Source organism: uncultured Proteiniphilum sp., from assembly GCF_937873925.1.
Taxonomy (GTDB): Bacteria; Bacteroidota; Bacteroidia; order Bacteroidales; family Dysgonomonadaceae; genus Proteiniphilum.
The window spans coordinates 1-22,940 of sequence record NZ_CALNAT010000064.1 but is presented as its reverse complement, the minus strand read 5'-3'; the positions used below and the strand labels follow the sequence as shown (position 1 = coordinate 22,940).

General features: G+C 46.8%; 21 protein-coding genes and 1 pseudogene. 20 read left to right on the top strand and 2 right to left on the bottom strand.

Annotated features, from left to right (window positions below):
* From Q0502_RS04475 to Q0502_RS04415, 15 genes and pseudogenes are all read left to right on the top strand, one after another.
* Positions 1-855 (top strand): annotated as a pseudogene (locus tag Q0502_RS04475) (xanthan lyase); the annotation flags it as partial.
* A gap of 30 nt (positions 856-885) precedes the next feature.
* A complete protein-coding gene (locus tag Q0502_RS04470) occupies positions 886-2,340 on the top strand; it encodes a glycosyltransferase family A protein (protein ID WP_298647646.1) in 1,455 nt (484 codons plus the stop codon).
* Complete coding sequence (locus Q0502_RS04465; protein WP_298647650.1) at positions 2,337-3,659, top strand: SpoIID/LytB domain-containing protein; 1,323 nt, start codon at positions 2,337-2,339, stop codon at positions 3,657-3,659. Before Q0502_RS04470 ends, Q0502_RS04465 begins: the two co-directional genes overlap by 4 nt.
* Before the next feature lie 12 nt (positions 3,660-3,671).
* Entirely contained in the window at positions 3,672-4,982 is a 1,311-nt protein-coding gene (locus Q0502_RS04460; RefSeq protein ID WP_298647643.1) for an MFS transporter, read from the top strand.
* A 181-nt stretch (positions 4,983-5,163) separates the two neighbouring features.
* Positions 5,164-6,393: a DUF1343 domain-containing protein gene (locus Q0502_RS04455; protein ID WP_298647648.1), complete on the top strand. Its 1,230-nt coding sequence runs from the start codon at positions 5,164-5,166 to the stop codon at positions 6,391-6,393.
* A 48-nt stretch (positions 6,394-6,441) separates the two neighbouring features.
* A complete protein-coding gene (locus Q0502_RS04450; protein ID WP_298647641.1) occupies positions 6,442-7,614 on the top strand; it encodes a heparan-alpha-glucosaminide N-acetyltransferase domain-containing protein in 1,173 nt (390 codons plus the stop codon).
* A 187-nt stretch (positions 7,615-7,801) separates the two neighbouring features.
* The gene (locus Q0502_RS18950) at positions 7,802-7,930 is read left to right on the top strand and encodes a four helix bundle protein (RefSeq protein ID WP_366521760.1); all 129 of its coding nucleotides are present in this window, start codon (positions 7,802-7,804) and stop codon (positions 7,928-7,930) included.
* A complete protein-coding gene (locus Q0502_RS18945; RefSeq protein WP_366521759.1) occupies positions 7,878-8,069 on the top strand; it encodes a four helix bundle protein in 192 nt (63 codons plus the stop codon). Before Q0502_RS18950 ends, Q0502_RS18945 begins: the two co-directional genes overlap by 53 nt.
* Before the next feature lie 66 nt (positions 8,070-8,135).
* Positions 8,136-8,984, top strand: a complete 849-nt coding sequence (locus Q0502_RS04445) for an ATPase (RefSeq protein WP_298647638.1) — start codon at positions 8,136-8,138, stop codon at positions 8,982-8,984.
* 112 nt (positions 8,985-9,096) lie between these two features.
* Complete coding sequence (gene murQ, locus Q0502_RS04440; RefSeq protein WP_298647636.1) at positions 9,097-9,915, top strand: N-acetylmuramic acid 6-phosphate etherase; 819 nt, start codon at positions 9,097-9,099, stop codon at positions 9,913-9,915.
* 11 nt (positions 9,916-9,926) lie between these two features.
* Positions 9,927-10,268: a hypothetical protein gene (locus Q0502_RS04435; protein WP_298647635.1), complete on the top strand. Its 342-nt coding sequence runs from the start codon at positions 9,927-9,929 to the stop codon at positions 10,266-10,268.
* A 144-nt stretch (positions 10,269-10,412) separates the two neighbouring features.
* Complete coding sequence (locus tag Q0502_RS04430; RefSeq protein ID WP_298647633.1) at positions 10,413-11,234, top strand: alpha/beta hydrolase; 822 nt, start codon at positions 10,413-10,415, stop codon at positions 11,232-11,234.
* Between the two features lie 135 nt (positions 11,235-11,369).
* Complete coding sequence (locus Q0502_RS04425; RefSeq protein ID WP_298647630.1) at positions 11,370-12,494, top strand: peptidoglycan bridge formation glycyltransferase FemA/FemB family protein; 1,125 nt, start codon at positions 11,370-11,372, stop codon at positions 12,492-12,494.
* 125 nt (positions 12,495-12,619) lie between these two features.
* Positions 12,620-13,204, top strand: a complete 585-nt coding sequence (locus Q0502_RS04420; protein WP_298647629.1) for a serine protease — start codon at positions 12,620-12,622, stop codon at positions 13,202-13,204.
* 4 nt (positions 13,205-13,208) lie between these two features.
* Positions 13,209-14,681, top strand: coding sequence for a flotillin family protein (locus Q0502_RS04415; protein ID WP_298647626.1), 1,473 nt, complete (start codon positions 13,209-13,211; stop codon positions 14,679-14,681).
* A gap of 99 nt (positions 14,682-14,780) precedes the next feature.
* Here Q0502_RS04415 and Q0502_RS04410 read toward each other — a convergent pair whose 3' ends face one another.
* Both Q0502_RS04410 and Q0502_RS04405 read right to left on the bottom strand, forming a co-directional pair.
* The gene (locus Q0502_RS04410) at positions 14,781-15,863 is read right to left on the bottom strand and encodes a ketoacyl-ACP synthase III (protein ID WP_298647624.1); all 1,083 of its coding nucleotides are present in this window, start codon (positions 15,861-15,863) and stop codon (positions 14,781-14,783) included.
* A gap of 126 nt (positions 15,864-15,989) precedes the next feature.
* The gene (locus Q0502_RS04405) at positions 15,990-17,294 is read right to left on the bottom strand and encodes a mechanosensitive ion channel domain-containing protein (protein WP_298647622.1); all 1,305 of its coding nucleotides are present in this window, start codon (positions 17,292-17,294) and stop codon (positions 15,990-15,992) included.
* Positions 17,295-17,800: 506 nt separating this feature from the next.
* Between Q0502_RS04405 and Q0502_RS04400 the strand changes: the two genes are divergently transcribed.
* The 5 genes from Q0502_RS04400 to metA all read left to right on the top strand — a co-directional run.
* Positions 17,801-19,003, top strand: coding sequence for a saccharopine dehydrogenase family protein (locus Q0502_RS04400; protein ID WP_298647619.1), 1,203 nt, complete (start codon positions 17,801-17,803; stop codon positions 19,001-19,003).
* A 133-nt stretch (positions 19,004-19,136) separates the two neighbouring features.
* On the top strand, positions 19,137-20,642 hold the full coding sequence (locus tag Q0502_RS04395) for a CotH kinase family protein (protein ID WP_298647617.1): 1,506 nt from the start codon (positions 19,137-19,139) through the stop codon (positions 20,640-20,642).
* A gap of 97 nt (positions 20,643-20,739) precedes the next feature.
* The gene (pyrB, locus tag Q0502_RS04390; protein ID WP_298647615.1) at positions 20,740-21,657 is read left to right on the top strand and encodes an aspartate carbamoyltransferase; all 918 of its coding nucleotides are present in this window, start codon (positions 20,740-20,742) and stop codon (positions 21,655-21,657) included.
* Positions 21,658-21,689: 32 nt separating this feature from the next.
* Positions 21,690-22,142, top strand: coding sequence for an aspartate carbamoyltransferase regulatory subunit (gene pyrI, locus Q0502_RS04385; protein ID WP_298647613.1), 453 nt, complete (start codon positions 21,690-21,692; stop codon positions 22,140-22,142).
* A 9-nt stretch (positions 22,143-22,151) separates the two neighbouring features.
* On the top strand, positions 22,152-22,940 hold a 789-nt coding region (gene metA, locus Q0502_RS04380), incomplete at its 3' end, for a homoserine O-succinyltransferase (protein ID WP_298647612.1).

The following is a 22,940-nucleotide window of genomic DNA, read 5'->3' as shown; positions in this document are numbered from 1 at the left end:
AGTTTTACTACCTCCGAAGACAGCATCGCCGGTTTCGCCGGTAATAATATGGATAACGGGGTCCCCTATATTGCTGATCACCATTTTATAGGCCATATGCATGAGTTCCGGCGTGTAATCCCCTGGATGGACGATGACGCGTCGGGTTTCGGCGACAGCGGTGCGAATTACGAAACCACCGCGATCGCAGGCAATACTTTCGATTACCCCTTTATTCACGGACAATCCTTTGCAGAAGCGGGATATTCATTTGTTTCCTCTTCCGCTGGCGCGATTGAAAATAAAGAAGTATCTTTACAATCCTATAAAATAGTGGACTGGATCCTGGGGAAGCAGCGGGAATGGTCGGTAGCACGGGGAGTAAAACCGCCACGGTTCAAAACGTTCTCCCAACCCAATCAGGAAGCCATCACCGATTACTGTAATAACGGCGGCAGCTTCATCGTCAGCGGTGCATTTGTGGGAACCGACTTGTGGGATAACCCATATGCTACAGCAAAAGACAGGGAGTGGGCGCAAAACACCCTCAGATACAAGTGGCGCAACAATTATGGAGCAGTGACCGGGCAGATCAAAGCGGTGGCTTCGCCTTTTCCTTCCGTTCAGGGAAATTACGCCTATTATCATACCCTGAACAGTGAAAGCTATGTGGTGGAATATCCCGATGCCATTGAACCGGCAGATGGGAATGTCTTTACCGTCTTTCGTTATTCGGAGAATAACTTAAGCGCCGGCGTGATATATAAAGGGGAAAAATATGGTACAGTCGTTCTGGGATTTCCGATAGAGGCTGTAAAAAACCGTGAGGACCGGAATAAACTGGTAAGGGGTCTGCTTGACACATTAGCACATTAGCATATTAGCATATTGACATCTTAAACAGGTATGAAAACAATAGACGCTTTTATTTTATATACACAATCCGAACAGGCAGCCGGTACAGTGGAAGAGCTGAAACAGTCGGAGTTGGTGAAAAATATCTGGTTGCTTACACCTGCCGGAGTAAAGACAACCATAAAAGGATGCAGGCACATAGCAATCGACACCCTGCATAGCAGCGAAACCGTGAAAACAATAGCCCGGAAATCCAAAGCCGACTACATACTGATCTACCTGAAATCATCGGTATTACGGTTAGGATACTTCGCTTTGGAGCGGATGGTGCGTATTGCCGAAGATACGCGGGCGGGGATGGTGTATGCCGACTACTACGCTGTGACTAACGGCGAGAAGAAGAATCACCCTGTGATAGATTATCAGGAGGGTAGCCTGCGCGACGATTTCAACTTCGGGTCACTGCTCGTTTACAATCCCAAAGCGCTCAGGAAAGCAGCGAAGAGGATGAAGCACAACAATTATAAATATGCCGGTTTGTATGATCTGAGGCTGAAAGTATCACAACATCATCAGCTTATACATATCAACGAATATCTTTATACCGAGACAGAGGAGGATGCACGTGCTTCGGGACAGAAAATATTCGATTACGTGGACCCCAGAAACCGGCAGGTACAGATAGAGATGGAGCAGGCCTGCACACAGCACCTGAAGGATATAAGTGCATACCTGGAGCCGGAATTCGATACGGTTGAATTCGACAACGGTAAGTTTGAATATGAAGCGTCGGTGATCATTCCTGTGCGTAACCGTATCAAAACCATCAGTGATGCCATCGCCTCCGTACTGAGACAAAAAACCGATTTCAGGTTTAACCTCATCGTGGTGGATAATCACTCCACGGACGGCACCACAGAAGCCATAAGCCAGTTTGCCGCCGATGAGCGGCTCATACACGTTATTCCCGAACGTGACGACCTGGGTATCGGCGGCTGCTGGAACACGGGAGTACATCACCCAAAATGCGGAAAATTTGCCGTGCAGCTCGACAGCGACGATGTGTATAGTGGAAAGAATACGCTCCGGAAAATCGTGAATGCTTTCTACGAACAGAACTGCGCCATGGTGGTAGGCACGTATCAGATGACCAACTTCAACATGGAGATGATCCCCCCGGGTATTATCGACCATCGGGAGTGGACGCCCGAGAACGGCCGCAATAACGCCTTGCGCATCAACGGGCTGGGAGCACCCCGCGCGTTCTACACACCGGTACTACGGGACATCAAGGTACCCAATACCAGCTATGGTGAAGATTATGCCCTGGGGCTGAACATCTCACGCCGCTATCAAATCGGACGTATTTACGATGTGCTCTACCTCTGCCGGCGCTGGGAAGACAACAGCGACGCATCACTCGATATAGTAAAAATGAATGCACATAACCTCTATAAAGACAGGATCAGGACATGGGAATTACAGGCAAGAAAGAACCTCAAATGAGTGAACCGCTGATTCATGTAGGTATATTACTGCAACAGCAAAAAATCGATTTTTCGTTGCCTGTCGGTTATAAGTTGAACAGCCGGGAAGTACAGCCCGGAGATTATTCGGTTGAAATTTCAGACGAAAAGATCCTTTTCAACGGAGAAACGTTCGATGAGCTTGTTTTCGAAGCCGATGACCTGCATCACAACGCTTTCGGATTAAAAGACGTGATCATCGGCGTGAACTTCCACTGGGAACGAAAAGAGAATCAGCGTTTTCCGGGCAGTTTGAAATTCATTGTGGAGAAAGGAGTTATTTCGGCGATCAACATCGTTTCGCTGGAAGACTATCTTACGAGCGTGATCTCCTCCGAGATGAGCGCCACAAGTTCCGTTGAATTACTGAAAGCACACGCCGTCATTTCCCGGAGCTGGCTGCTGGCCCAAATCCTGAAAAACAAAACTCTCGAAAACGCTGATGCCGGTTACCGGACATCGTTTGAAACACCTACGGAGATCATCCGGTGGTACGACCGTGAAGATCATCTTAATTTCGACGTATGTGCCGATGATCATTGCCAGCGCTATCAGGGGATTACCCGTCAATCGACACCCTTGGTACGGCAGGTCATCGACCGCACATGCGGGGAGGTGCTGATGTTCGGGAACGAGATATGCGACGCTCGCTTCTCCAAATGTTGCGGAGGTGTGACGGAAACCTTCGAGAACGTGTGGGAACCCGCAGTGCATCCCTATCTCCAGGCAAAACCCGACCATACGGAAGCTTCACCCCTGCCAGACCTGACGATGGAGGAAAATGCGGAGGAATGGATACGCACCTCTCCGCCTGCATCTTGTAACACGCAGGATGCTCATGTCTTAAAACAGGTGCTGAACGATTATGACCAGGAAACGGCCGATTTTTACCGCTGGAAGATAACCTATTCGCAGGAAGAAATATCGACCCTTATCAGGGAACGCTCCGGCATCGATTTCGGTGAGATCATCGCCCTCGAACCGCTCGAACGGGGAACGTCCGGACGGATCATCCGGCTGAAGATCATCGGTACGGAGCGGGTAATGACGATCGGGAAAGAGCTGGAAATACGACGTACCTTATCAAAATCTCACCTCTACAGCTCCGCTTTTGTGGTGGATACACAGGACGAGGACGGGAATGGTATCCCTCAGACATTCATACTCACCGGCGCCGGATGGGGCCACGGCGTAGGGCTATGCCAGATAGGCGCCGCGATAATGGCTGAAAAAGGATACGGCTACAACGAGATCCTGACACATTACTTCCCTCAATCAGAAACCATAAGAAATTATTAATTAACAATTTAAATGAAAAAAACACGCAACCCCTGGGCATGGATCCCTACTTTGTACTTTGCCGAAGGATTACCTTATGTAGCGGTAATGGTCGTTTCCGTAGTTATGTACAAACGCTTCGGGCTGTCCAATACCGAGATAGCCCTGTATACCAGCTGGCTCTACCTCCCCTGGGTCATCAAACCCTTCTGGAGCCCGTTCGTGGATATACTGAAAACCAAACGGTGGTGGATCGTATCCATGCAGTTGCTGATAGGCGCCGGCCTGGCCGGCATTGCCTTTACCCTCCCTACCCCTTTCTTCCTGCAGGCTTCACTTGCTTTTTTCTGGCTGATGGCTTTCAGTTCCGCCACGCATGATATTGCCGCCGACGGTTTCTATATGCTCGCACTGGACGATTCACAGCAATCCTTTTTTGTCGGTATCCGTAGTACCTTCTATCGCCTGGCTTCCATTACCGGACAGGGACTGTTGGTAATTCTGGCCGGATTTCTTGAGAAAAGCACCGGCAACATCCCTTATGCCTGGAGCATCACCTTTTTTATCCTGGCCGGTTTGTTTATCGCCTTCTTTGCCTGGCACCGCTTTGTGCTACCCCACCCGACAAGCGATAGCGGAAAAGCAGCGCATACCCCGAAAGAAATTATGGCAGAGTTCGGAAATACGTTCCGTTCGTTTTTCACGAAAAAGGGAATCGGGTTGGCCATTGCCTTTATGCTATTGTACCGGTTGGCTGAAGCCATGTTGGTGAAATTGACTTATCCTTTTCTCCTCGATGGACGTGAAGTGGGAGGATTGGGACTGAGTACCCAAGATGCGGGAATAGCATATGGCACCGTAGGCGTGATAGCTCTTACCTTAGGCGGTATCATCGGGGGTATTGTGGCTTCCCGTAAAGGATTAAAATACTGGATATGGCCCATGGCATTGGCCATCACGCTGCCCAACGTCGCCTACCTTTTACTGGCAATATATCAACCTGAGAGCTTCGTTTGGGTAAACGTAGCTGTAGCCACCGAACAGTTTGGCTATGGTTTCGGGTTCACGGCTTATATGCTTTTTCTGATCTATTTTTCGCAAGGCGAACATAAGACGGCACATTACTCCATCTGCACCGGTTTTATGGCGTTGGGCATGATGTTTCCGGGCATGGCGGCCGGTTGGATCCAGGAACAATTAGGATACGCAAATTTCTTTATCTTCATCGTGATTGCCATTCTCCCTACCCTCTTGCTTATTCCTTTTTTAAAGATTGATAAAGAGTTCGGGAAAGCAAAGAAAGAAGCATTCCCCGAAGAGACATCAGAACGGCAGGCCGATTAAAGCAGGAATGTATTGATATGACTAATGTGACTAATGTAACAAATAATGTTCAACATAACAAAGTGGAGTTAAATATACCAATCGTATGGACAATTTCATAAAAAAATACCGGACTCTGGCCTATGGGATCTCCGGGAAAAAACATACCGGTTCAGGCAAATCTCTTTCAGGAAGTCTTTGGCTGATAACAGCGCTTATTCTGTGTGGTTTACTCATCTCGTCCTCCTCTTCGGCACAGAAAATCCGCATTAAGACGGGGATCGAAGTGCTGAAACAATCCAATTTTAAAATACTGCAGGGAAAACGTGTGGGGCTGATCACCAACCCGACGGGAGTCGATAATAACCTTAAATCGACCATCGATATCCTGCACGAAGCACCGGGTGTACAACTCGTAGCGCTTTACGGGCCTGAACACGGCGTACGCGGGGATGTACATGCCGGCGATAAAATCGATTCATTTACCGATCCCGACACCGGTGTGCCCGTTCACTCTCTCTACGGAGCGACCCGAAAGCCCACCCCAGAAATGCTTGAGGGCATAGATATGCTGGTATATGATATCCAGGATATCGGTTGCCGTTCCTATACTTATATCTCCACCATGTATCTGGCTATGCAGGCCGCGGCAGAGAACGGTATAGAATTCGTGGTACTCGACCGACCGAACCCGTTAGGCGGACTGAAAGTAGAAGGGAACCTGGTGGAAGAAGGATTTTTCTCTTTCGTAAGCCAACTCGGGATCCCTTATGTGTATGGGCTTACCTGCGGCGAACTGGCGGAAATGATCATCGGAGAACAAATGATCCCCCAACCCTGTAAGCTGACGGTGGTGAAGATGAAAAAGTGGCACCGAAAGATGCACTTCGAAGATACGGGCCTGCCCTGGGTTCCCACCTCACCGCATATTCCCTTTGCCCATTCGGCCTATTTCTACCCTGTGTCGGGTATTCTGGGCGAGTTGGGTTATATGTCCATCGGCGTGGGATATACGCTTCCCTTCGAAATGTTCGCTGCCGAGTGGATCAACGCCGAAGAATTCGCCGGAGCGCTGAACGCGAAACGATTGTCGGGGATTACATTCCGTCCTGTCCACCTGAAGCCTTACTATTCGGTTGGACAGGGAAATAATCTTCAGGGAGTACAGATATACCTGACCGATTTTCAGAAAGCACGCCTGTCGGATATACAGTTCCATGTGATGGAGGTGACAGCGCAACTCTATCCCGACAAAAAAGTGTTCGATCATGCTCCCAAAAACCGGTTCGATATGTTTGACAAAGTGAGTGGCAGCGATTTTATCCGTCTCGAATTTTCCAAAAACCATCGTTTTGCCGATATTCAATCCTACTGGACGAAAGATGAAGAATCGTTCAGAAAACTGTCGAAGAAATATTATCTTTACCGCTGATATAAAATCAAATGGAAATCCTGTTTATGTAACGCTATCATAGCAAAAATGAATACAATAACTACACCTCAGCAGAGCGGCCGGTTACTGTCGCTTGATATTCTCCGGGGGATCACCATTGCCGGCATGATCATGGTCAACAATCCCGGTTCATGGAATTATGTCTATAAACCCCTCGGCCATGCGCAATGGCACGGACTTACGCCCACCGACCTGGTATTCCCGTTCTTTATGTTTATCATGGGAGTATCCACCTGTATGTCGTTGCGAAAATTCCACTTCGCACCATCTAAAGCAGCCATATGGAAAATTGTGCGGCGTACCCTCCTTATTTTCGTGATCGGCCTGGCACTCGGGTGGTTCGGGCAACTGTGCAGGGGATTGGCCTCGGGAGAGTCTTTCCCGGAAGCCACCACCCATTTCGATACCCTCCGTATATTGGGTGTGTTGCAACGATTGGGGTTGGCTTATGGTTTCGCCGCACTTATCACAGTATTTGTGAAAAGTAAATATCTGCCCTGGGTAATTGCCTTGCTGTTATTAGGATACTTTCTGATACTACAATTTGGAAAAGGTTTTGAACTGTCGGAACAGAATATCATTGCCTTGGTCGACAAGGGATTGTGGGGCTCCGACCATATGTACAAAGATGTTACCCCGTCAGGAGAACGGATCGCATTCGATCCGGAAGGCCTGCTCAGTACGCTTCCCTCTATCGCCCATGTACTGATCGGATTCCTCTTCGGCAAATTGATCGTCAACTATAAGGAGAACCATACCCGTGTGGAAAAACTGCTGCTCTGGGGTACCATCCTGGCATTCGCCGGATTACTGCTACAATACGGCTGTCCGATCAACAAGAAAATATGGAGCCCTACCTTCGTCCTTACCACTACAGGATTTGCCGCCCAACTGTTGGGATTGCTTATCTGGATCATCGATATCAATAAAAAAGAGCGATGGAGCCGTTTCTTCCATGCTTTCGGTGTGAACCCGCTTATCGTGTACGTGTTCGCAGGCGTACTGGCCAATCTGGTCTCAAATATCCGGTTTGCTTACCAGGGTGAGGCGATCTCCCTCAAAACGTTTACCTATGAAGTATTGCTACGCCCCTGGACGGGTGATTATTTCGGATCGCTGCTCTACGCCCTCCTGTTTGTCACCCTCTGCTGGCTCTTCGGGTATATCCTTTACAAACGAAATATTTACATTAAACTATAATGCCTTCGGCGATAATGCGCTACGTGCGATAATTAAAAGATAGATGCTGCGCATGATAGAGTGCTTCGCACGATAAAAGGTAATCGTTATGCTGATAGAAGATTTGGAAGTTTACAAATTATCCATGGATTTTGCTGATAAGATATGGAATATAGTGGTAAAATGAAACTACTTTGCAAAAGATACGATTGGAAAACAATGGGTAAGAGCCTCCGATTCTATCGCGGCAAACATAAGTGAAGGGTTTGGACGTTATACACCGAATGATTCCAAAAAATTTTTATATCATTGCGCGTGGATCGATGCAAGAAAGTAAAACATGGCTTACAAAAGCACTCAGAAGAAATTTGATTTCAGAAGTCGAATATAAAGAACTTTTAGAAGAATGGAATAGCATTCACTTCAAAATGATTTATTTTATCAAAAAGCATTCAAGATTGAAGGAAAACAAATAGCCATCACAAGTATATCGTGAGCGAAGCGAGCACTATCATGAGCAAAGCGAGTAATATTATAAAAGTATGCAAGAAATTTTAATTGCCGACAGCGGTGCCACCAAAACCGATTGGTGCCTCGCGAAAGCCGGGGAGGTGGTGCATAGGTTTACCGGCAACGGCATCAGCCCGGTATTTCAAACACAGGAAGAGATCGCCGGCGAGATCAGACTACAGGTGTATCCTGTATTGAAAAACAGGAATATCGGGGCGATTTACTTCTACGGGGCAGGGTGTATCCCGGAAAAAACATCATTGGTACGTGCTGCCCTTCGCCAATCGTTCCCGGTTAATACCATCCATGTTTACAGCGACCTGATAGCGGCTGCCCATAGCCTTTGCGGACGCAGGGCAGGGATCGCCTGCATCCTGGGAACCGGCAGCAACTCCTGCGAATGGGATGGTGAAACGATTGTGAAACAGATATCCCCGCTCGGTTTTATTTTGGGTGACGAAGGGAGCGGCGCCGTATTGGGAAAACACCTGGTAGGAGATGCCTTGAAGAATCAACTCACCGAAGGGCTGAAAGAGGCGTTGCTCGATGAGTATGACCTTACCCCCGCACTGATCATTGACAAGGTGTACCGGCAACCTTTCCCGAATCGTTTTCTGGCAAGCCTTTCTCCATTTTTGCTCAAACATATCGACGACCGGAGTATCCGGCGGATCGTTACCCACAGTTTTTCCGCTTTTTTTGAAAGAAACGTGATGCAGTACGATTATCAAAAAAATAAAGTTAATTTTGTGGGTTCTATCGCCTGGTATTTTTCCGATCCGCTGAAGGAAGTCGCAGCGGCAAAAGGGATTGAGATCGGGACAATTGCCCAATCGCCCATGGCGGGGTTAATTGATTATTATTACCGGGACAGGGAATAATCCAAATTGAATTGGTGGATTTAGTGCCGAACCTATTATAATTAGTTTATACGCATATTGGCATATTATTCACATTGATACATCCACAAATCAGCATATCAACAAATCGATTATGTCTTTTATTAAAATAACAGAACAACCGTCGCTATACGACAATCTGGAGAATAAATCCATTCTCGAAATTCTCACTGAGATCAACCGGGAAGACCAAAAAGTGGCGCTTGCGGTGCAGAAAACCATTCCGGAGATAGAGAAACTGGTGACCGGCATAGTGGCGAGAATGCATCGTGGCGGACGGCTTTTCTATATCGGCGCCGGCACAAGCGGCAGGCTCGGTGTGCTGGATGCCTCCGAAATTCCGCCTACCTTTGGTATGCCCGACACTTATGTGGTCGGCCTGATTGCCGGGGGAGACATCGCCTTGCGCAATCCGGTAGAGGCGGCTGAAGATAATCCTGATAAGGCATGGGAAGAGCTTATGGCTTACAGAATCAACGAAAACGACGTATTGGTAGGCATTGCCGCCTCAGGTACCACTCCTTATGTGATAGGGGGGTTGCGCCGCGCGCGCGAAAAAGGGATCCTCACGGCAGCAATAAGTTGTAATCCCGATTCTCCCGTGGCGGCCGAAGCGGAAATAAAGATCGAACCCGTTGTGGGTCCGGAATACGTGACGGGAAGTACGCGTATGAAAGCGGGAACAGCACAGAAAATAGTGTTGAATATGATCACTACGAGCACCATGATTAAACTTGGAAGAGTGAAAGGTAACCGCATGGTGAATATGCAACTCACCAACCAGAAGCTGGTAGACAGAGGTACACGCATGATCGTCAATGAACTGGGACTGTCATACGAACAAGCGAAGAACCTGCTACTGCTCCACGGTTCGGTCAAAAATGCCATCACCAGTTATTCAAAAGAACAATAAACCTGTACAACATGGCAATCATAATACATACCGATGATCCCGACCTGCTTCTCGGGAAAATATACGAAGCGATCGACAACAAAAAAGCAGATAAATGGGTGTCGACAACAGACGGAGACCTCACCTACGGAGCGCTTCTGTGGAAAAATGAAGCTTTTTTCAAACCCCAGATATGGGTAGACGACAAACAACTCCGGTTCGGTTTGATGAAGCGAAAAGACAGAAAACATATTTCTTCTAAACTCTATACAACCTTTCACGCGAAACTGGTTGAGATGCTACTGGCCCATTTCGACAGGGATTTCCGGAATGTGACGGCTACAGCCGCACGCACAGAACCCGACCAGTTCTGACGCCTATGCTACCGCGCTGATCCTCGTCACCATACTTGTGGTGTTCCTGGGTATTAAGAAACGCACTAGAAAAGGAACCACTAGAGGATAGAAGAGAAATTTTTAGTTTTTCATTTTTCACTTTTAGTTTTTAGTTTAATAATTATGACTCGAATTTCAATTCTTTTTCTGCTAATCGCCTTATTCACAACCGAAATAGCACAGAACACCGAATATAAAATCATTTCCGACCTCCCCTACTACACCGAAGAGGTAAGTCTGCAAGACAGCTATATCAGTGAACGATGCCTGCTCGATATTTACTATCCGGTAAATAAAAAGGATTTCACTACGGTTGTCTGGTTTCACGGGGGCGGTCTTACGGGAGGCAGTAAAGAACTTCCGGAACCATTGAAAAATAAAGGACTCTGTATTATCGGTGTCAACTATCGGCTTGCTCCGCGAGTGAAAGCGCCTGCTTACATCGAAGATGCGGCGGCGGCAGTGGCATGGGCTTTTAAGAACATCCAAAGATACGGAGGTGATGCATCACGAATCTTTGTATCGGGACATTCTGCGGGGGGATATCTGGCCATGATGATCGGGTTGGACAAACAATACCTTGCTGCTTACGGGATCGACGCCGACAGTATTGCCGGCCTGATCCCTTTCAGCGGACAGGCCATCACCCACTTTACGATACGAAAGGAGAACGATATCGACGACAAACAACCGGTTGTGGACAAATACGCCCCACTCTTTCATGTCCGTCCAGATGCTCCTCCCATGCTGTTGATCACGGGAGATCGGGAGTTGGAGATGCTGGGGCGCTACGAAGAGAATGCCTATCTCGCCCGTATGATGAAAGTCGCGGGACATCAGCATACCCGTTTACTCGAACTGCAAGGCTACGGCCATGACATGGCATATCCCGCATTCCCTTTGATGTTAAATGAGATAACGCGCCTGAACCGGGAGAAAAAATAATTTCCCTGGGGAGACAGATTTATTTTGCCTACCTTTGCAGGCTAAACGTTTTCGGTAAGCTAAATGAGCAGAAGACAAGCGTGCTTGGATTATGCCATAGCGAGAAAACGGCTAGTTTACTGAAATAAAGAAGATATGCTAACGAACGTCTGCCTCAAGGAGACCGAAGAGTTGTATGCTACTCCTATTTTGCAGCAAACGGCTTTCTGGTCTGTAGTGAAAACATCCCTGGGAGCAAACACCCTTGCCGTCAATTTCACATCCCGAAGGCTGGATCTCTTCCCCACATTGGGTAACCAATCACATTTGAAATCAGATGTGCTGATCATTTTACAGCAGATCGACCGGCATCATTCTGTGGCCTATGTCCCTTACGGCCCGGAAATTGAGCCGGCCGACGAGTTTCAGGGGATGTTCTTAGAGGAACTCTCCGAATCTCTCCGGTCAGTCCTTCCCGCTAATTGCATCCTTATTCGCTATGATCTTTGCTGGGAATCGTATTGGGCCAGAGAGAAGGAGCATTTCGACGAAAACGGTATATGGAAAGGTGAACCGGAGAATCATTCTCAGGAGCTCCGTTTCAATTTCAGTACGCATAACTGGAATTTCAAGAAAGCCCACTCCAATATTTTACCGGCCAACACCATCTATCTCGATCTGACGCAGGACAGCGAATCCCTTCTCGGAAGAATGAAACCGAAGACACGTTACAATATCAAATTAGCAGAACACAAAGGCGTGACCGTAAGATCGACAGGCATGGAGGGAATGGATATCTGGTATGAGCTTTATAAAGAGACGGCAACAAGGAACCACTTGTTATTAAACGATATAAAGTACTTCAGGGCTGTCCTTGACGCCCGTGCCGAGAATACCAGTTCACCGGCCGCTGTAAGCCTCCTGATAGCAGAATACGATGAAAAACCGTTAGCGGCCATGTTCCTGGTCATTACAGGCAGCAGAGGATCATACCTTTACGGGGCCTCCTCGTCGCAACACCGCAATCTTATGGCCACTTATGCGCTCCAATGGGAAGCGATCCTGAAAGCACAACAGGCAGGTTGCACCGAGTACGACATGTTCGGCATCTCTCCGTCGCCCGATCCCGAACATCCGCTATATGGCCTATACAAATTCAAATCAGGATTCGGAGGCAATATTTACCATAGCCTCGGCTGCTGGGACTATCCGCTCAATAAGGAGACCTACACCCTCTTCCGCGCATCGGAGCTACGCAGTCAGGGATACCATTTAAGTTAAAACTTTCTTAAAAATAACTTTTCTATCTAAAATTCATTTTGTATCTTTGAGCATTAAAGCTCAACGTTTTCGTTAAGCAAGAGTAGAACAAATTTATTTGTTTTACCGAGCGCAGAAAACGTCTAATGAAATTGAATATTATGGATATCCTGCAAAACGCCGAACCCCTGTTGCGAACCTTTTGGTATATCGCCGCTCCTGTTACCGTGATTTTTATTATCCAGACCATTCTTACGTTCGTGGGCGGAGATTCCATGGACGGAGTGGAAGCCGATTTCGAAGGCGACCTGAGTGACGGAGATGCTCCGTTCCAGCTATTCTCTCTCCGGAATCTTATCAATTTCCTGCTTGGCTTCGGATGGGCAGGGATCGCATTCTATACCCTTATCCCAAACAAAGCCCTGCTTATCTTAATAGCAGTAATCGCCGGAATTTTATTCGTAGCTATCTTCTTTATGATCGTCAAGATCTTTTTGCGACTGGCTGAAGATAATTCATTCAGGATGGAACAGGCGCTACACAAAACAGCCGAAGTATATCTGACCATCCCGGCAAATCGCATGGGCAGGGGAAAAATACTTATCAGCGTGGGCGGATCGCTACGTGAACTGGACGCCATGACCAACGAAAAGGAACCCATTTACTCGCAGTCGACCGTGAAAATCGTCAAAATAGAAAACAACAATATTCTGATAGTCGAAAAAATCTAAACGTATGACACCCGAAATGCTTTCATCGCCCATGTTTTTAATTATTGTCCTGGCAGTCGTCATCTTCGTGACCATTCTGGCGTTGGCATCGCGCTTTAAAAGATGTCCGTCCGATAAGATACTGGTCGTTTACGGGCGCACCGGCGGAACATCGGCACGATGTATCCACGGAGGCGGTGCTTTTATCTGGCCCGTCATTCAGGATTACGCATTCCTGGACCTGAAACCGCTATCGATAGAAGCCAATCTCACCAATGCGTTAAGCCGCCAGAATATCCGGGTGGACGTTCCCTCCCGCTTTACCATAGCCATCTCATCGGAGCCGGAGTCAATGAATACTGCTGCCGAAAGGTTACTCGGACTTACTCCCGATAAAATCAGGGAACTGGCATCCGATATCCTTTTCGGGCAATTACGTCTGGTAATTGCCACCATGTCTATCGAAGAGATCAATTCCGACCGTGATAAATTCCTTGAAGCCATCTCCAAAACCGTGGATTCGGAATTGAAGAAAGTGGGACTGAAACTCATCAATGTGAACGTAACAGACATCAGGGATGAATCGGGATATATTGAAGCGTTGGGTAAGGAAGCCGCTGCCAAAGCCATTAATGAGGCTAAAATAAGCGTAGCCGAACAGGAAAAGATCGGTGAAACCGGTAAGGCCATAGCCGATAAAGACCGCGAAGTGAGTATTGCAACGGCCAGAAAAGACGAATCGATAGGGAAAGCCGAAGCCGATAAACTGATGCGTATAAAAACATCGGAAGCCAATGCTACAGCGGTGGAAGGGGAAAACACGGCAAAGATCACCATCGCCCGGTCCGATGCATCCCGCCGTGAAAAAGAAGCCGAAGCAGCGCGCCTGGCTGTAGCAGCAGAAAAGGTGCAACAGGCTAAAGCCCTGGAAGAAGCCTATTCTGCAGAGCAAAAAGCGGAAAATGCCCGTGCGGAACGTGAACGTTCCACCGAAACAGCCAATATCGTGGTGCCGGCCGAAATTGCCAAACAGAAAGCCATCATCGACGCGCAGGCCGAAGCCGAACGCATACGCGTACAGGCAAAAGGGGAAGCCGACGCCATCTTCGCTAAGATGGACGCAGAAGCGCGCGGTTTATTCGAAATTCTCAACAAGCAGGCCCAGGGATACCGGGATGTGGTTTCAGCTGCAGGAGGCGATCCCGATAAAGCTTATCAATTGCTGATGATCGAAAAACTTCCGGAATTGATCAAAACACAGGTCGAAGCGGTCAAGAATCTGAAGATCGATAAAGTGACCGTTTGGGATTCGGGCAATAACGCGCACGGTAAAGGCTCCACAGCTAACTTCATTTCGGGACTGATGAAAACCATTCCCCCACTCGATGACCTGTTCAACATGGCAGGAATGAACCTCCCTAATTATTTGAAAGGAGAAGACCGTCCGGAAATAATTCCGGTGGGAGAAGGGACTGAAAAAGAAGAAAAGGAGCTATAGAAAGATGTCTCAAAATAGAAGTAGAGCAAAAGAGGGTGGAATCACATTTTTTTGTGTGATACACCCTCAATTTTTTTACGGGAATTAAGTAAGAATATCTTACGGGATCCGGTAGATAATGCTGTTGATATTCATACCCGCTCCTACCGAAGCCAGCACGATATTGTCACCGCTTCTCAGCGTATGCCCCTCCATCTCTCCACGTGTAATGATATCGAGTAGTGTAGGTACGGTAGCCACTGATGAGTTGCCTAACCATGAAATGGTCATCGGCATAATCTGTTCGGGCACCTCCTTGAGGTTGTACAGGTTGAACAACCGTTTCAGGATAGCGTCGTCCATTTTCCCGTTTGCCTGATGGATCAGTACCTTACCGATCTCATTGATATGTAATTTCAATTTATCGAGCCCGGCTTTAATTGCTTTCGGTACGTTTTCAAGGGCGTACTGATAAAGGCGCCGGCCATTCATCTTCAGATAATATTCTTTTTTTTCCGCTAATTCCGGTTTATAGGAATACCCTAAGTAAAGCATATTTGCATATTCCAAAGCATCGCTGCGTGAATTATGCCCGATAACTCCTATGGGAGAATCGCTCTCTCTGGCTTCCATGATGGCTGCCCCTGCGCCGTCGGCATAGATCATACTGTCACGGTCATGCGGGTCAGAGATACGCGACAGCACATCCGCCCCTACGACCAGTATCTTCTTTGCATCGCCCGAACGGATATAGTAGTCGGCCTGAATCACCGCTTGTACCCATCCCGGACAGCCATACAGGATATCATAGGCTACAGCCGACGGATTAGCGACGCCTAACTTCTGCTTCAACCGCGCTGCCATTGTCGGTAACACATCTATCCGCATATTGTCCGCTGTTGTCTCCCCGAAATTATGGGCGAAAATGATATAGTCGAGTTCTTCCTTATCTACTCCCGCCGCCTCTATAGCCCTTTGAGCCGCCACAAGGGCCAGATCGGAAGTCACCTCATTATCCCCGGCATACCGCCGCTCGGCAATAGTAGTGATCTCTTCGAATTTATGTGTGATCTCTTCATTAGGCGTGAGGAGTTTTTCCCCGGTAGAGTCGTAAAACTCATAATTATGGAAAAACTCGTTCTTTATCTGTTTGGCAGGAACATAACTGCCCGTCCCGGTAAAAACACTATAAAGCTTACTCATTATGAATCATTCTTAGTTAACTTGATAACCTTGCACCTTTTTGATCTCCCAGTTTCCTGTTAGGAAGCACAAAAGTACATGATTTTTTCTAAATAAACCACAAACAGGTAAAAATAACCATTTTAATTAGTCTCTGTCTCCATCTCCGATATTTTGGTTATAAACCGGGTTGGAGATATCTTCGTAAAGCTCTAAGTCAAAATATTTGGCTGCCGCAGTCACATGGTCAAAAACGTCGGACACAATATCTTCATACTGTACCCAGGCGGTAGTGGCAGTAAAGAAATAGAGTTCCAGGGGAAGCCCCTTGGAAGTGGGTTGCAACTGACGTACAATCAACAACAATTCCTTATGGACGCCGGGGTGGTTTTTCAGGTAATTTTTGATATACTGCCTGTAAAGCCCCATATTGGTCAGGTTCCTTCCGTTGATAGGAAGCGACTTGTCAATGCCTTTTACCTGGTTGTATTCATTGATCTCTTTACTTCTCGAACGGATATAATCGGAAATAAGCCCTATCTTCTCCAGTTCTTTCAACTCCTCATCCTTCAGGAACCGGATAGCTGACTGCTTCACAAAAACAGAACGTTTTAACCGCCTTCCGCCGGTATCCACCATGCCGCGCCAGTTCTGGAATGACTCCGAGACTAATGAATAGGGAGGAATAGTAGTGATGGTCTTATCGAAATTCCTGATCTTCACGGTAGTGAGTGAAATCTCGAACACATCGCCGTCGGCATCATATTTGGGCATTGTGATCCAATCCCCGATACGTACCATGTCGTTGGCCGAAACCTGAATACTGGCCACAAATCCCAGGATAGGATCTTTGAATACCAGCATCAATACGGCGGAAAGGGCTCCCAGTCCGGTCAGGATATGGGCGGGATTTTTTCCGGTGAGGATAGAGAAGAGAATGATAAAACCAATGCAATAGAGTACGATTTTCACTACCTGGGCATAACTCTCTAACGGTTTATCCCTCATGCTCGGCTTCGTATAAAGCGAATCGAAGAAGGCATTCAGGACAGACATAAGGAGCCATATCACATAGAATATGAGAAAGATATCGGCCAGCTTATCGACCAGCACCATTGTTTTCGGAAACTGGTCAAAAATAATGGGGATGGAACCTTTTACCAGGCTGTAAGGAATCACCATTGCCAGAAAGTGGGGAAAACGTCTTTTGGAAAGGTTTTTCAGGAATCCGGCACGGGATATCTTCCCAAAGCGGTCAAGGACGCTCTTTAAAATAGTACGGGTAAGGTATTGTACCAAAAGGACCAGCACCGTCAGCACTATCAACAGGATGATAAGGTTGATGTATTTAGCCAAGTTATCGGCAATTCCCAGGTTTTTAAGTAATTGAATAGACCAATCGCTGATGGCATTCGTCGATCTGGAGATCTGTTGAATGTTTTCTTCATTCATAATATAAAGATACTTTTAACATGGTGAAAATGAATTTACAAAGATACAATTTTTAACGTTCTCCGAAAAACCTATTTTTCCCTTCAATCTCTGCGGCATTTCACGGATTAAAGTCCTATAAATAATATATGTCTTTTAAATGGTTTTCATCGCCTGTAGAAATAATTATCAGTTGATTGACTTTCAGTCTGGAATTTAAAATTAAATAATTAAGCGCTATGGTCTCGAGATTAACTCCGAAAATGATAAAAGGAAATGATACTTCTTACAACGTTCTTGCAAGAAAATATTTAGAGTAACTTCTTTATCTTAAATTGTAAAATCACTTTGTTCTATAAGTACGGATTGGGAATGCGGAATTATAACCTATCAGTCCTGAAATTTTAAACGGAAACCGGTCGTGTTTCACAGATTCATTGTATATTTGCCAAAGCAGTCCGCACGTGATATGGCTATGTGAATGAATTGCTTTCAAATTTATTATATCTAAACAACTTAACGAGAATATGGGAAAAGTTCTGATCATCGGCGCCGGGGGCGTAGGAACGGTGGTGGCCAACAAGGTGGCCCAAAATAACAATGTGTTTACAGATATCATGCTGGCAAGCCGTACCAAAAGTAAATGCGATGCCATCGCCGAAGATGTGAAGCGCCGTACAGGCGTGACCCTTAAGACGGCACAGGTAGACGCAGACAACGTACCGGAACTGGTAAAACTGTTCAACGAATACAAACCGGAATTGGTGATTAATGTGGCATTGCCCTATCAGGACCTGACCATTATGGATGCCTGCCTGGAATGCGGTGTGAATTATCTGGATACGGCCAATTATGAGCCGAAAGATGAAGCCAGGTTTGAATACAAGTGGCAGTGGGCATATAAAGAAAAGTTCGAGAAAGCGGGACTGACAGCCATCCTCGGTTGCGGGTTCGACCCCGGGGTAACGAGTATCTTCACTGCTTATGCCGCCAAACACCATTTCGATGAGATACACTATCTCGATATCGTGGATTGTAACGCGGGCGATCACGGCAAAGCATTTGCCACCAATTTTAATCCGGAGATCAATATCCGCGAGGTAACACAGAAAGGTAAATACTGGGAAAACGGGCAATGGGTGGAAACAGAGCCGCACGAAATCCACAAGCCGCTCACCTACCCCGAAATCGGTCCCAAAGAATCCTACGTGATCTATCATGAAGAGTTGGAATCGCTCGTGAAGAATTTCCCCACCCTCAGGCGTGCCCGCTTCTGGATGACCTTCGGGCAGGAGTACCTCACTCACCTGCGCGTAATCCAGAACATCGGCATGGCGCGCATCGACGAGGTGGAATACAACGGGCAAAAGATCGTCCCCATCCAGTTCCTGAAAGCAGTGCTTCCCGATCCCGGCGAACTGGGAGAGAATTATACGGGAGAGACCTCCATCGGATGCCGTATACGGGGTATTAAGGACGGTAAAGAACGTACCTACTATATCTATAATAACTGTAGTCACCAAGAGGCCTACAAAGAGACCGGCGCCCAGGGAGTCAGCTACACCACCGGCGTACCGGCTACCATCGGCGCCATGATGTTTTTACAAGGTATCTGGAAGAAACCCGGCGTATTCAATGTGGAAGAATTCAATCCCGATCCGTTCATGGAGCAACTCAACAAACAGGGTTTGCCGTGGCACGAACTGTTCGATATAGATCTGGAAGTATAACCTGCACCTTGCAACCTACGCCTGGTTATATCTCATGAAAAACGCGACAGGAAAGAAAACTCTTGTCGCGTTTTCAATAAATAAAACTAATTCAATAGATAAAACTAACCAATCACAAAAGAGAAATCATATCATGCAAAAAATGTTCTTAAAAGCGCTTCCCTTCTTCATCTTTCTGTTTATTGCAAGCGGTTGCAAAGAAGAACCTTTCAATGAAGAAATTCCGTTAAACAGCGACAATGAGTTATTGGAATATAAACTTGAAGCATCACTGAATTCCGGCCTTTCCAATGGAGATATCAAAGGGAAGATCGAAAGAGGAAAAATAGAGTTGAAACTCCCCTATGGCCTTGACGTAAGTGAGCTGATCGCCACATTTTCCTACAAAGGCAAGGAAGTACTCGTCGGCGGGAAAGAGCAAATATCGGGCACCACACCCAATAACTTCAGCAATGCTATCATTTATACGATTGTTGCTGAAGACGGAAGCAGAAGGGAATATACTGTAGCTATTACCTATTCCTCTCCTATTCCACACGTGTATATTACCACTGAAAACGGAACAGAGATCACTTCGAAAGATGATTACCTATCCGCTGATATTTCCATCGAAGCCAACGGATGGGGCGAAGACTACTCAGGAGAAACACAGATCAAAGGCAGGGGTAACTCCACCTGGGGCATGCCCAAGAAACCATACCGTCTCAAATTGGAGAAAAAAGCATCCTTACTTGATTTAGCAGAGGAAAAGGACTGGGTACTGCTGGCCAATTATATAGATCCCACGTTGATGCTGAACTCGGTAGCTTTTAAAATCGCACAGCTGATCGGGCTGCAGTTCACCAATCACGCTATCCCCGTCGATCTGACCCTGAATGGTAAATATGTGGGAAGCTATCTCTTCACCGAACAGGTTGAATTGTCCTCAAGCCGCGTAAATATCGATGACAAGAAAGGTGTTTTATTGGAATTGGATACCAACTTCGACGAAGATTTCAAATTTACTTCCAATAACTATAGGTTACCCGTGATGGTAAAGGATCCCGATGTGGAATCCGACGAGCATTTCCAACAGATCAAAAGCGATTTTCATCAGCTTGAAGATGCGTTGGTATCGGAATCGTTCCCCAACAACAACTACAAGGATATTATCGATATAGAATCAGTGGTAAAATACCTGATCATCTATAATCTTACGCACAATATGGAGATCAATCATCCCAAAAGCATCTATCTCTATAAAGATGCCGGCGGAAAATATACTATGGGACCCATCTGGGATTTCGACTGGGCGTATGACTATGAAGGAAAACAGGTACACTTCGGTGCGTATACCACCCCGCTATTCAGAAAATTCGATCACTCTCCGGCAACCGGCTATACTTTCTTTAGCCGTTTCTTAGAAGATCCTGAAGTGATGCAGTTATACAGGGATACATGGAGTCAATTCCATGTGGGAAAAAAAGGAGAATTACTCGGCTATATCGATTGGTATGCCGGCAGGATTAAGGAATCACAAAAAAAAGACCATCAATTATGGAAAAACGGAACATCCGATTTTGAGGGTAAGGTCCGTCAATTAAAACAATGGTTGGAAGGACGGTTTCACTATATGGACGAAGAGACACTATCTCCATGATGCTGTCCACAGCATAGGCGATTTCATATTTTTCACGGTGAAACCTTTCAAGCCGCGGTAAAATTAGCTATTTTTGCAATCATAAAATTCCTCACGGATGAAATCCAAAAGTTTAGTCAATATCGGCGATTACGACCGGGATGATATCCATCGCATTATCGAAAGTGCTGCCAGGTTCAAAAAGAACCCTGATCGTAGTTTGCTAAAAGGAAAAGTATGCGCCACGCTTTTCTTCGAGCCTTCCACCCGTACGCGGCTCAGTTTCGAGACGGCGGTCAACCGCCTGCGCGGGCGTATCATCGGTTTTTCCGACTCGGCTACCAGCAGTTCCACCAAAGGGGAGTCGCTCAAAGACACCATTATGATGGTAAGCAACTATGCCGACCTCATCATCATGCGCCACCACCTGGAAGGATCGGCCCGTTACGCCTCGGAGATATCTCCCGTACCGGTTATCAATGCCGGTGACGGTTCCAACCAGCATCCCACACAGACGATGCTCGACCTGTTCACCATCTACGAAACGCAGGGGACGCTCGAAAACCTCACCATCACCATCGTGGGCGACCTGAAATACGGACGTGCGGTACATTCGCTCATTCAGGGACTCTCCCACTTCAACCCCACATTCAATTTTGTGGCGCCGGAAGAGTTGCACATCCCTGACAAGTACAAAACGTTCTGCGACAACCGGCAGATCCCTTACAGGGAATTTACGGAATTCTCACCCGAAGCGATCAACAGCGCCGACATCCTTTATATGACCCGCGTACAGAAAGAGCGTTTTACCGACCTGATGGAATATGAGAAAGTAAAAAATATATATATCCTGCATAACCGTATGCTGGAAGATTCCAAAAAGAACCTGAAGGTGCTGCACCCGCTTCCGCGCGTGAAAGAGATCGACCAGGACGTGGATGAGAATCCGAAAGCTTACTATTTTGAACAGGCGAAGAACGGTATGTATACACGCCAGGCCATCATTTGCGATTTAATGGGAATAAAGGCGGACTGAGTTGTAAAATCATTAAAACAGTTGAAAGAATTATGGGAAAAGAACTACAGGTTGCAGCGCTCGAAAATGGTACAGCCATCGACCATATCCCAAGCGATGCCGTTTTTAAAGTGGTTTCGCTGCTTCAGTTGCAAAAACTGAACAACCGGATCACCATCGGCAATAACCTGAAAAGTAATAAGATGGGATCTAAAGGGATCATCAAGGTGTCCGATAAATTTTTCCGCGAAGATGAACTCAACCGTATTGCCCTGGTAGCGCCTAATGTGAATCTGAATATTATCCGGAATTTTGAGGTGGTAGAGAAAAAAAAGGTGGTACTTCCGGATGAGATCGTCGAAATTATGAAGTGCAACAATCCCAAATGTATCACCAACAATGAACCGATGAAAACCCGGTTCCATGTGACAGATAAAGAGAAGGTGGAACTTCAGTGCCACTATTGCGAAGTAAAGATTAAAAAAGAAGAGGTGGTTTTGCTTTAATAATGAATTATGCCCGTCAATTTACCCGATAAATTACCCGCGATTGAGATATTAAAAAAGGAGCACATTTTTGTGATAGACGACCTGCGCGCGTCCACGCAGGATATCCGTCCGCTGAAGATATTGATTCTCAACCTGATGCCGATCAAAATTACCACCGAGACGGATCTTGTACGGCTTCTGTCCAACTCTCCGCTCCAGGTTGAGATCGAGTTTCTGGGATTGTCCACACACACTCCTAAAAATACACCCATCGAGCATCTCATGTCGTTTTATACCCGATTCTCCAAAATAAAAAATGCTTATTACGACGGGATGATCATCACCGGCGCACCGGTAGAGATGTTGCCTTTTGAAGAGGTAAAGTATTGGAAAGAATTTACACAGATTTTAGACTGGGCACGTACGCATGTCACCTCCACCTTCTATATCTGCTGGGGAGCACAAGCGGCATTGTACCATTTTTACGGCATCAATAAATACCCGCTGGAGAAAAAGTTGTTCGGTGTTTTCAGACACAGGATAAACGATCCCTCGTTCCCATTGTTCCGCGGCTTCGATGATGAATTCTACGCACCCCACAGCAGGCATACCACTATCCTGGCCGATGAGATAAGGGAGCAGCCCGGACTAGCCATCCTCTCCGAATCGGAGGAAGCCGGCGTCTATATTGTTTCTTCCCGCGGCGGAAGGGAATTTTACGTGACAGGCCACTCCGAATATTCTCCTCTGACCCTGCATAAGGAGTTTGTCCGCGACAGGGAGAAAGGAATGGATTCAGTAGCGTTGCCTGAAAAC

Bases quoted from the DNA above. Each gene is read 5' to 3' on its own strand.
- Q0502_RS04445 (WP_298647638.1), top strand. From the start codon at position 8,136: ATGCAAGAAATTTTAATTGCCGACAGCGGTGCCACCAAAACCGATTGG.
- Q0502_RS04450 (WP_298647641.1), top strand. From the start codon at position 6,442: ATGAATACAATAACTACACCTCAGCAGAGCGGCCGGTTACTGTCGCTT.
- Q0502_RS04430 (WP_298647633.1), top strand. From the start codon at position 10,413: ATGACTCGAATTTCAATTCTTTTTCTGCTAATCGCCTTATTCACAACC.
- pyrB (WP_298647615.1), top strand. From the start codon at position 20,740: ATGAAATCCAAAAGTTTAGTCAATATCGGCGATTACGACCGGGATGAT.
- Q0502_RS04400 (WP_298647619.1), top strand. From the start codon at position 17,801: ATGGGAAAAGTTCTGATCATCGGCGCCGGGGGCGTAGGAACGGTGGTG.
- Q0502_RS04465 (WP_298647650.1), top strand. From the start codon at position 2,337: ATGAGTGAACCGCTGATTCATGTAGGTATATTACTGCAACAGCAAAAA.
- Q0502_RS04470 (WP_298647646.1), top strand. From the start codon at position 886: ATGAAAACAATAGACGCTTTTATTTTATATACACAATCCGAACAGGCA.
- pyrI (WP_298647613.1), top strand. From the start codon at position 21,690: ATGGGAAAAGAACTACAGGTTGCAGCGCTCGAAAATGGTACAGCCATC.
- murQ (WP_298647636.1), top strand. From the start codon at position 9,097: ATGTCTTTTATTAAAATAACAGAACAACCGTCGCTATACGACAATCTG.
- Q0502_RS04405 (WP_298647622.1), bottom strand. From the start codon at position 17,294: ATGAATGAAGAAAACATTCAACAGATCTCCAGATCGACGAATGCCATC.
- Q0502_RS04425 (WP_298647630.1), top strand. From the start codon at position 11,370: ATGCTAACGAACGTCTGCCTCAAGGAGACCGAAGAGTTGTATGCTACT.
- Q0502_RS04415 (WP_298647626.1), top strand. From the start codon at position 13,209: ATGACACCCGAAATGCTTTCATCGCCCATGTTTTTAATTATTGTCCTG.
- Q0502_RS04435 (WP_298647635.1), top strand. From the start codon at position 9,927: ATGGCAATCATAATACATACCGATGATCCCGACCTGCTTCTCGGGAAA.
- Q0502_RS18945 (WP_366521759.1), top strand. From the start codon at position 7,878: ATGATTCCAAAAAATTTTTATATCATTGCGCGTGGATCGATGCAAGAA.
- Q0502_RS04460 (WP_298647643.1), top strand. From the start codon at position 3,672: ATGAAAAAAACACGCAACCCCTGGGCATGGATCCCTACTTTGTACTTT.
- Q0502_RS04395 (WP_298647617.1), top strand. From the start codon at position 19,137: ATGCAAAAAATGTTCTTAAAAGCGCTTCCCTTCTTCATCTTTCTGTTT.
- Q0502_RS04420 (WP_298647629.1), top strand. From the start codon at position 12,620: ATGAAATTGAATATTATGGATATCCTGCAAAACGCCGAACCCCTGTTG.
- Q0502_RS04410 (WP_298647624.1), bottom strand. From the start codon at position 15,863: ATGAGTAAGCTTTATAGTGTTTTTACCGGGACGGGCAGTTATGTTCCT.